This window comes from Dietzia sp. Cai40 (genome assembly GCF_014145165.1).
Lineage (GTDB): Bacteria > Actinomycetota > Actinomycetes > Mycobacteriales > Mycobacteriaceae > Dietzia > Dietzia natronolimnaea.
The window spans coordinates 1-6388 of record NZ_JAALEB010000211.1 but is presented as its reverse complement, the minus strand read 5'-3'; the positions used below and the strand labels follow the sequence as shown (position 1 = coordinate 6388).

At 68.2% G+C, this 6388-nt stretch carries 8 protein-coding genes; 2 read left to right on the top strand and 6 right to left on the bottom strand.

From position 1 onward, the window contains the following. Positions 1 to 86: 86 nt before the first annotated feature. From G6022_RS08920 to groL, 6 genes are all read right to left on the bottom strand, one after another. Positions 87 to 1196 carry an alpha/beta hydrolase family protein gene (locus tag G6022_RS08920; protein ID WP_179523437.1) on the bottom strand — a complete coding sequence of 370 codons (1110 nt, stop codon included), beginning with the start codon at positions 1194 to 1196 and terminating at the stop codon, positions 87 to 89. A 367-nt stretch (positions 1197 to 1563) separates the two neighbouring features. Continuing rightward, positions 1564 to 1725 carry a hypothetical protein gene (locus tag G6022_RS08915; RefSeq protein ID WP_179523438.1) on the bottom strand — a complete coding sequence of 54 codons (162 nt, stop codon included), beginning with the start codon at positions 1723 to 1725 and terminating at the stop codon, positions 1564 to 1566. 119 nt (positions 1726 to 1844) lie between these two features. Further along, positions 1845 to 1994, bottom strand: coding sequence for a hypothetical protein (locus G6022_RS08910; protein ID WP_179523439.1), 150 nt, complete (start codon positions 1992 to 1994; stop codon positions 1845 to 1847). A gap of 402 nt (positions 1995 to 2396) precedes the next feature. Then, complete coding sequence (locus G6022_RS08905) at positions 2397 to 2555, bottom strand: hypothetical protein (RefSeq protein ID WP_179523440.1); 159 nt, start codon at positions 2553 to 2555, stop codon at positions 2397 to 2399. A gap of 51 nt (positions 2556 to 2606) precedes the next feature. Further along, complete coding sequence (locus tag G6022_RS08900) at positions 2607 to 2750, bottom strand: hypothetical protein (RefSeq protein ID WP_182609540.1); 144 nt, start codon at positions 2748 to 2750, stop codon at positions 2607 to 2609. A 282-nt stretch (positions 2751 to 3032) separates the two neighbouring features. After that, positions 3033 to 4655 (bottom strand): chaperonin GroEL, encoded by a 1623-nt coding sequence (gene groL / locus G6022_RS08895; RefSeq protein ID WP_179523441.1) that lies wholly within the window; start codon positions 4653 to 4655, stop codon positions 3033 to 3035. Between the two features lie 284 nt (positions 4656 to 4939). On the opposite strand from groL, the gene G6022_RS08890 reads away from it, so the two are divergent. After that, positions 4940 to 5413, top strand: coding sequence for an SRPBCC family protein (locus G6022_RS08890; protein WP_179523442.1), 474 nt, complete (start codon positions 4940 to 4942; stop codon positions 5411 to 5413). Positions 5414 to 5418: 5 nt separating this feature from the next. Continuing rightward, complete coding sequence (locus G6022_RS08885) at positions 5419 to 6174, top strand: hypothetical protein (protein ID WP_179523443.1); 756 nt, start codon at positions 5419 to 5421, stop codon at positions 6172 to 6174. The last annotated feature ends 214 nt before the right edge of the window (positions 6175 to 6388 follow it).

The window sequence follows — 6388 nt, the reverse complement described above, 5'->3', positions numbered from 1 at the left end:
ACGGACGACGACGGACCCCGCCCCACTCGGATGGTGGGACGGGGTCCGTCGGAGCCGGGACCCGGGGGCGCCGGCGCGTCAGCCGATCAGATCGGGCCGTAGCGCGCGTTCATCGCCTGGGCCATCATCGGCCAGGACTGCTTGAGGTCGTCCTCCCAGTAGCCCCACGAGTGCGTGCCGTTGGGCGCGAAGTCGAACTGGGCCGGGATCTGCAGCTCGCCGAAGCGGCGGGCGAGGTTGGCCGTGCAGTACTGCGTGGCCGCCTCGATGATGCCGCCGACGATCGCCTGGTTGGCGAGGGCCGGGATGCTGTTGCGCAGACGCCAGTTCTCCAGCGACTCGTGCGGGCCGGGCAGGCCGTTGCCGGTGGAGATGAACATGGCCGGCAGGGTGCCGTTGTCGCGCTGGGCGACGAACTTGTGCGCCTGGGCGACCGGGTCGTTGGCCACCCAGCCCGGACCCGGGTAGGGGCCCCACATGTTGTCGAGGTTCGCGCCGCCACGCATGCCGGTGACGATGTTGATGAACTGGTAGCCGATCGGGGTCGACGTCTCGGCACAACCCGAGTACGAGCCGATGGCCTGGAAGCGGCCCGGGTGGTTCTGGGCGATCGTCAGGACCGAGGTGGCGGTCATCGAGATCGCGGCGAGGCTGCGCTTGCGGTTCGGGTAGTTGCCGCCGTACCGGCCCTCGAAGAGGGTCGGGAGCTCCTGCGCGAGGTAGGTCTCGAACGCCATCGGGCGGTTGGTCTCGCGGGCGTAGCGGGTCTGGACGTTGGGATCGTGACGCTGCCAGTCCGTGTAGTAGGAGAAGGCACCACCGATCGGGGTGACGGTCCAGACGTCCTTGTCGGACATGAAGGCCCGGACGTCCGACTGCGCCTGCCAGGTGGCCGAGTCCTCGCCACCACCGGCGCCGTTGACCAGGTAGAGCACCGGCGCGCCGGCGTTACCGTCGCGGGGGCGCTGCACGATGTTCGGGACCTCGATGGCCATCTTGTCCGACCACACCGACACGATCAGTCGACCGTCGGGAAGCTGGGTCTCGACGACCTTGTTCTGGGCGGTGGCCTTGGTGTACTGGATGTTGCCACCCTGGGCCTGTGCCGTGCCCGTGGCAACGACGGGGACCATGGCCGCGGCGATGGCCGCTGCGGCGACCTTGGTGCCCAACCGGCCGCTCTTGACTGAACGCATATTCCGACGCCTAACCTTCTCGTTGTTCACAGACGGACCCGGGCAGACCCTCGCTTGACAGCTAACCCGATTCCCAGTAGTCACACAAGTCCCACTAAGCACACCCCAGGTGGAAGCGTGCCTACAGGACCGAGCCTTGCGCCCGCCGGGCACCATCCGAGGATGACATACCCGGGTGGCCCGCCGGTAACCGCGGAACCACCCTTGCGGCTCACGTCAACATTATCGACGCTACCCGGCCTCTTGTTACCGATATGAAGAAAATCCGATACACCCCGCGCGGCGCGTGGGCGGGCGCCACACCGGGGAGCGCACGAGAAAGGGCCCCGGGCGAGGCCCGGAGCCCTTTGTCGATCAGCCGTACGACTCAGGCCATGAAGCCGGCGTCGAGGGCCTTCTGGAAGTCGCCACCGGCGAAGTAGCCGATGCCCTTGACGACGTTGTTGACGGCGCCGAGCAGGCCGCCCGCGAGGTCGACGAGACCCTTCGGGCCGAGCAGCTCGCCGACGGAACCGAGGTCGATACCCATGCTGTACTCCTATAGAGAGGTGTGGTCCGGACGGATCCGGGCCGAGATGATGTTCGGGGGGTCGGCTGCTTTACGCCGCAGCCGGGGCGGTGCGCCGGAGCGCGAGGATCTGAGGCAGATCAGTTGACGGTCTCGCCGCCGAGGCTGCCGAGTGCCGCCAGCGCGTCGAGGGTGCCCTCGCCCGTGACCGAACCCGTGAAGCTGACGACGCCGTCGATGAGGTTCTTGACCGCGGTGAGTGCGGCACTGATGGCGCTGAAGTCAGGCATGTGTGTCTCCCTTTGAAAGTGGTGCCCCGGCTCATGGGGCCAGAGTCAGCGTAATCTGAGCGGCTCCGAAGTCAAGTGTGACCTCGGTCTCGACGGCAGCCGGGTGACGCCTTATCCGCCCAGGGCACCCTTCGTGACCCAGATCACTAGATGCAAGGAAACCCTAGCACCTTGATCTGCCTGCGCAAATACTATTGAGTCAACGACTTAATCGAGTGCATTAACTTTCCCTCACGCTGGGCGGGGCGTGGCGACGCCGCGGAGACACCTTTAGGTCGATAAACATTCATCTAGACAAGCGCCCACATAACTGCGCGTGGCACAGCAGTGCGGCCCGCGCGAGGGAGATCGCACGGGCCGCACCGGTGTGCTGAGGGCATGGCCGCCCTCAGCAGGCTCGGGTCACCACATCATGAAGCCGCCGGCGAGGGCCTCCTCGAAGTCGCCTCCGGTGAAGTAGGCCAGGCCGGAGAACAGGTCTCCGAAGGCGCCGAGAAAGTCGTTGACATAGCCGAGGGCGCCGCTGACGCCGGCGAGAGATCCGAACTCGGGGAAGAACATGGTGTGCTCCTGGGTCTGCTGGGTGGTTATCTCTGGAGGTGGGCTCTGGGATCAGTCGGCGCTGATGCTCGACACGGCATCGAAGAAGTCGTTCATGCCCCCCTCGCCCCCCAGCGACCCGGTGAATGTGACGACGGCTCCGAGGATGTCGGTGATGCCTCCGAAGAGGTCGGACAGCTGACCGAAGTCGGGCATGGTGTTCTCCGTTCTCGTGCGTTCACGGCACCCTTCGAGGCGCCTGACAGGAACACTAGAAAAGGACGCGCGTCCACCACAATGGGCGAAACGGCACCGTAACCGCAGATCACAGGCTCTTTACGCAGCGGGGGAAAGATGACGATCCTGTTACGGGACCGCCACCGCGGTCCAGGAGTGTCGGGCCCGCCGTGACCCGTCCGAGGGCACGCACAAAAGGCCGTGGCCCGCACCGGAGTTCTCCGGTGCGGGCCACGGCCCGGCGTACTGTGTGGGCTCGGGTCAGAAGCCCATGCCACCCATCTCGTCGCCACCCGGCATCGCCTGACCGGCGGGCTCGGGCTTGTCGGCCACGACGGCCTCGGTGGTGAGGAAGAGCGCCGCGATGGAGGCGGCGTTCTGCAGCGCGGAGCGCGTCACCTTGACCGGATCGTTGATACCGGCCTCCAGCAGGTCCTCGTACTCGCCGGTGGCGGCGTTGAGGCCCTGGGCGCCCGGGAGGCTCCGGACCTTCTCCGCCACGACGCCCGGCTCGAGACCGGCGTTGAAGGCGATCTGCTTGAGCGGGGCACTCAGCGCGAACTTGACGATCTTCGCACCGGTGGCCTCCTCGCCCTCGAGGGACAGCCCGTCGATGGCGACCTCGGACTTGACCAGGGCGACGCCGCCGCCGGCGACGATGCCCTCCTCGACCGCGGCCTTGGCGTTGCGGACCGCGTCCTCGATGCGGTGCTTGCGCTCCTTGAGCTCGACCTCGGTGGCCGCGCCCGCCTTGATCACGGCGACGCCGCCGGCGAGCTTCGCGAGGCGCTCCTGGAGCTTCTCACGGTCGTAGTCCGAGTCGGAGTTCTCGATCTCGGCGCGGATCTGGTTGACCCGTCCCTCGATCTGCCCCTGGTCGCCCGCACCCTCGACGATGGTGGTCTCGTCCTTGGTCACGACGACCTTGCGCGCCTTGCCCAGCATGGAGATGTCGGCGGTCTCGAGCGAGAGGCCGACCTCCTCGGAGATGACCTGGCCACCGGTGAGGATCGCGATGTCCTGCAGCATGGCCTTGCGACGGTCACCGAAGCCCGGGGCCTTGACGGCGACGGACTTGAAGGTGCCGCGGATCTTGTTCACGACGAGCGTGGACAGGGCCTCGCCCTCGACGTCCTCGGCGATGATCAGCAGGGACTTGCCCTCGCCGATGACCTTCTCCAGCAGCGGGAGGAGGTCCTTGACGGTGGAGACCTTGCCCGAGACCAGCAGGACGTACGGATCCTCCATGACCGCCTCCTGGCGCTCCGGATCCGTCATGAAGTACTGCGAGATGTAGCCCTTGTCGAAGCGCATACCCTCGGTGAGCTCGAGATCCAGGCCGAAGGTCTGCGACTCCTCGACCGTGATCACGCCCTCCTTGCCGACCTTGTCCATGGCCTGGGCGATGAGCTCGCCGATCGCCGGGTCGGCGGCGGAGATGCCGGCGGTCGCAGCGATCTGCTCCTTGGTCTCGATCTCCTTGGCGGAGGCGATCAGGTGCGCGGTGACGGCCTCGACGGCCTTCTCGATGCCGCGCTTGATGCCCATGGGGTTGGCACCGGCGGCCACGTTGCGCAGGCCCTCGCGCACGAGCGCCTGGGCCAGGACGGTGGCGGTGGTGGTTCCGTCGCCCGCGACGTCGTCGGTCTTCTTGGCGACCTCCTTGACGAGCTCCGCACCGATCTTCTCGTACGGGTCCTCGAGCTCGATCTCCTTGGCGATGGAGACGCCGTCGTTGGTGATCGTGGGGGCGCCCCACTTCTTCTCCAGCACGACGTTGCGACCCTTGGGGCCGAGCGTGACCTTGACGGCGTCGGCGAGCTGGTTGAGACCGCTCTCCAAGCCGCGGCGGGCCTCTTCATCGAACGCGATCATCTTTGCCATTGGGTGAATCATCCTCCGGGTGTGGGGTGACACGTATGTGGTCGGCGTCGGCGCCCGCGACGGACGGAGCGGACCGTGTCAGATCCGCGCCTCACCTTGCGACCTCAGTTCAGGTGTTGCTGGCACTCAGGGTAGCCGAGTGCCAACCGCTTTTCTAGCACTCGCCCCCCACGAGTGCAAAGGGTGCGGCCCGGTGTTCGCGGCGGGCGAACGACACGCACGGCCGCGCCCCGTCCCCTACCATCGAGACGCCATCGAAGCCCGTTCCCATTGGAAGGCCATCCATGCCCACCGAGTCCGCTCCCGCCGCCATCGAGAGTTCGATCGAGATCGACGCCCCACCGGCCCGGGTCTGGGAAGTCGTCTCCGAGGTCCGCAACGCCCCCCAGTGGAGCAGCCAGGCGCACAAGGTCGTCGCCCTCGGTGGCCGCACGACCGCCGGGACGTGGGCGCTCAACATCAACAAGCGCGGCCCGATCTTCTGGCCCACCACCAGCCGTGTCGTCGAGTTCGAGCCCGGCAGAAGGTTCGCCAACCGCATCACCGAGAACACCACCATCTGGGTCTTCGAGCTCGAGCCCACCGCCGACGGCGGCACCCGGCTCACGGAACGTCGTGAGGTCCCGAACGGCCTGACCTTCATCTCGACGTTCCTCACCGACAAGCTCTTCGGCGGACAGCCCTCGTTCACCAAGGAAATGGACAGGGGCGTGTCGACCTCCCTGAAGCGGATCAAGGCCCTCGTCGAGCAGGGCTGACCGCCATGGCCGGGGTGGGCGTGGTCGCGGTGGCCCGGAGCGGGCTCGCGACGATCCTCGCGGGCTCCCTCGTGGCAGCGCTCACCGGGTGCGCGCTCTGGACCGACGACGCGGACCCCGCCACCCCCGACCGCGAGGAACCCGGCCCCACCCTGGCCGCGGGTCCACCTCCCGGTGACTGGCAGGACGTCCGCAGCCCGACCGGCCTGGTCTACTCCGTTCCGCCCGAGTGGGAGGTGGGCGACCCGTTCGGCTCCCCCGCGCCCGGTGACGAGGACGTCCCGCAGGACCCCGGGTCGGACTGGGGCTCGGGATTCGTCACGACGGCCAACTCGATCGCCGACCGCGGATACTGTGCCGCCTCCGGGCTGTCGTTCCGCACGCTGGCCGGCATCAGCGCGGTGCTCCCCGGCGACGCCCGCGAGCAGGCCGAGTCCGCCTCCCGGGCCATGGCGGACTCGATCGACCGCCGCTTCACCAGGAACGGTGCGGACGTCCCCGTGCCCGAGGCGCGGAGCATCGGCGTCTCGGGGGTCCCGGCGTGGTACGTCTCGCTCCGCGGGGCCGTCCGGCCGCCCCGCGACTCCTGCACGCCGCCGACCATCCGGTTCGACACGATCGCGGTCTCCACGAGAGCGGCGGACGGTGCCCCGGCCTCGATCGTGTTCGTGCTGATGTCCGACGAGGACGAGCCCGGGGTCCAGCCGGAGGCGACGATCGACGCGGTGGTCGCATCACTGCGCTACGACAACTCGGTCTGACCGCGCCGACCCCTGCCCTGGTTCGCCACCGCCTCCGAACGCCCGGGCCCGTGTCCGGGCCACTCAGGCCACTCAGGCCGCGGTGACCCCACCCGCCACCAGTGCGCCGCTGCGGGACTCCGCACTCGGCGCCGCGTCGTCGGCCCGATCGGCCGCGACACCTCCGGAGATCTCCCCGAGCCAGTCCCGGTCGCCCCGAGCCCAGGCCCAGCCG